General features: G+C 59.9%; 4 protein-coding genes. All 4 read left to right on the forward strand.

Annotated elements, in window-relative coordinates:
* Positions 1–136 (forward strand): hypothetical protein (locus HX815_RS31465; RefSeq protein ID WP_177029498.1); only part of this gene is annotated, 136 nt, incomplete at its 5' end.
* Positions 137–236: 100 nt separating this feature from the next.
* Positions 237–959, forward strand: coding sequence for an ABC transporter permease (locus HX815_RS31470; protein WP_003220032.1), 723 nt, complete (start codon positions 237–239; stop codon positions 957–959).
* A gap of 16 nt (positions 960–975) precedes the next feature.
* Complete coding sequence (locus tag HX815_RS31475; RefSeq protein ID WP_003220033.1) at positions 976–1,713, forward strand: ABC transporter permease; 738 nt, start codon at positions 976–978, stop codon at positions 1,711–1,713.
* 17 nt (positions 1,714–1,730) lie between these two features.
* Complete coding sequence (locus HX815_RS31480) at positions 1,731–2,522, forward strand: ABC transporter ATP-binding protein (protein WP_003220035.1); 792 nt, start codon at positions 1,731–1,733, stop codon at positions 2,520–2,522.
* The last annotated feature ends 173 nt before the right edge of the window (positions 2,523–2,695 follow it).

Below are 2,695 nucleotides of genomic sequence, written 5' to 3' on the forward strand. Positions count from 1 at the left end.
CGAAGCCGCCGAGCGTATCGCTCGCGTGCTGCACAACGACCCGGCGACCGGCGTGATGCGTCATGCGGATGCGGGCTACCAGATCGCGATTGATTGCGCCAGGGAGCAGGGTTTGAACCTGCCGATGGTCAAGTAAACCAGGCAGCCAGTTGCACCCTTTGCTTCATGGACGTCGGGCAGGTTGAGACGGATTTCAAGGTTCCGGTGCTTTATGTGTTTTCGGTAGGAGTGACTTGATGAGTCTCATGCAGATGCTCAGTTTTGGCGACACGGGTTGGGGGATGGCCTTGCTCAAGGCCGCCCTCATGACCGTGTTGTTGACCCTTGCGGCGCTGGTGGTCGGTGCGCTGGTCGGCAGCCTGGTGGCCATGGCCAAGCTTTCCAAAAAGCGTGCCTTGCGATACCTGGGGGATGCGTATTCCATCCTGTTCCGGGGGATTCCGGAGCTGTTGGTGATCTACCTGTTCTATTTCGGCGGTGCCAGTGTGGTGACGGCCGTCAATCATTGGTTTGGCGGTGAAGGCTATGTCGATGTCCCGCCGTTCATGGTGGGGGCCATCGCCGTCGGATTGATCTCGGCGTCGTATCAGGCTGAGGTCTATCGCGGTGCCTTTATCGCGGTGGCCAAGGGTGAGCTTGAGGCAGCACTGGCGATCGGCATGAACCGCGCAACGCGGATTCGCCGGGTGCTGATCCCGCAGATCTGGCGGTACGCGCTGCCGGGCCTGGGCAACGTCTGGCAAATGAGCCTGAAAGACTCCGCGCTGATTTCGGTGATTGGCCTGGTGGAACTGATGCGCGCCAGCCAGGTGGCGGCGGGTTCCACGCGCCAGTACTTCACGTTCTACATCGTCGGCGGCGTGTGCTACCTGATTCTGACCGGGCTTTCGGGCCGTCTTTTCAATATTGCCGAAGCGCGCGTACAGCGTACGCAGCGGCGCAATCCTGCACAGTCGTGAGAAGGGACCGTTTGCCATGATCGATTTCGCCTTTCTTGCCGACACCATGCTCAAGTTGCTGGGTGCCTTGCCCATCACCCTGGCCTTGTTTTTTTCGTCCCTGACCCTGGGGTTGCTGCTGTCGCTGGGCGTGGTGTCCATGCGCGTCAGCCGCTGGCCATTCCTCAGCTACCCGGCGCGTTTCTACATCATGCTGTTTCGCGGCACGCCGTTGATGATCCAGATGTTCCTGATCTATTACGGCCTGGGGCAGTTCCCGGCGATTCGCGACAGCTTCCTGTGGGTGGTGTTGAGGTCCCCTTATGGCTGCGCCGTGGTCTCCCTGGCGCTGTGCACCGCCGGTTACACCGCTGAAATCATTCGCGGTGGCCTGCTGAGCGTGCCTCAAGGGCAGATCGAAGCGGGGCAGGCGGTAGGCATGGGGCGTTGGACCCTGCTGTGGCGAGTGATCGGCCCGGTCACCTTGCGCCAGGCGCTTCCGGCCTATTCCACCGAGGCCATTTTGCTGGTCAAGTCCACCGCGCTGGCCAGCCTGGTCACCGTGTGGGACGTCACCGGCGTGGCGCAACAAATCATCCAGCGTACCTACCGCACCATGGAAGTGTTCATTTGTGCGGCGTTGATCTACCTGATCCTGAATTTCCTGGTGGTGCGTGTGGTGGCGTGGATTGAACATCGTCTGTCGCCCCATCTGCGTGAGCGGCCGAAAGACGTGCCGGTCAAGCAAACCCCCGAACCTATTTCTCATTCCTGATTGCAGCGGAGCTTGTCATGAGTACTCAGATTCAGAGCGCCCTTACGGTTAACAACATTCACAAGGCTTTCGGTTCGGCACAGGTTCTCAAGGGGATTTCGCTGGAGGCTCACAAAGGTGACGTGATTTCCATCCTCGGTGCCAGCGGTTCGGGCAAGAGCACTTTCCTGCGTTGTATCAACCTGCTGGAAACCCCGGACGAGGGCAGTATTGTGCTCGACGGCGAAACCATCGAGCTCAAGCGCCAGCGCAACGGTCGGTTGTTGCCTGGCAGCACGCGGCAGGTGGAGACCATGCGCAGCAAGCTGGGCATGGTGTTCCAAAGTTTTAACCTGTGGTCGCATATGACGGTTTTGCAAAATGTCATCGAGGGGCCGATGCGGGTGCTCAAGCGTTCGAAGGCCGAGTGTGTGGAGGAAGCTGAGCAACTGCTGCACAAGGTGGGGCTTTATGATCGCCGTGATTATTACCCGGCGCATTTGTCGGGTGGGCAGCAGCAGCGGGTGGCGATTGCCCGGGCGTTGGCGATGAACCCGCAAGTAATGTTGTTTGATGAGCCGACGTCGGCGCTGGACCCGGAGTTGGTGGGGGAGGTGTTGCGGGTGATGCGGTCGCTGGCCGAGGAAGGGCGGACCATGTTGGTGGTGACCCATGAGATGGGGTTTGCGCGGCATGTGTCCAATCGGGTGGTGTTTATGGCCAATGGGTTGATTGATGCCCAGGGCACCCCGGCGGAGTTGTTTGAGGGGTTGCCGACTGAGCGGTTTCGGCAGTTTGTATCGAGTCATACGCAGCGTAGTGCGGAGTAGTGGTTGGGTGTTGGTTGGGTTTGGGTATATATCCGTTGCTGCGGTAACGGCCGCTTATGGTTTCGCTCTTACAGCGAGTCACTTTGCAAAAGCGGCAAAGTAACCAAAGCGCTCTGCCCCGCCTGTCGGCGCCTCGCTAGGGCTCGGCGTTCCCTCACTCCGGCATTGCTCCG

It is taken from the genome of Pseudomonas sp. E6002 (genome assembly GCF_013385565.1).
In the GTDB taxonomy this organism is placed as follows: domain Bacteria; phylum Pseudomonadota; class Gammaproteobacteria; order Pseudomonadales; family Pseudomonadaceae; genus Aquipseudomonas.

Excerpts from the sequence above, each read along its gene's own strand:
- HX815_RS31470 (WP_003220032.1), top strand. The coding sequence starts at position 237 with ATGAGTCTCATGCAGATGCTCAGTTTTGGCGACACGGGTTGGGGGATG.
- HX815_RS31475 (WP_003220033.1), top strand. The coding sequence starts at position 976 with ATGATCGATTTCGCCTTTCTTGCCGACACCATGCTCAAGTTGCTGGGT.
- HX815_RS31480 (WP_003220035.1), top strand. The coding sequence starts at position 1,731 with ATGAGTACTCAGATTCAGAGCGCCCTTACGGTTAACAACATTCACAAG.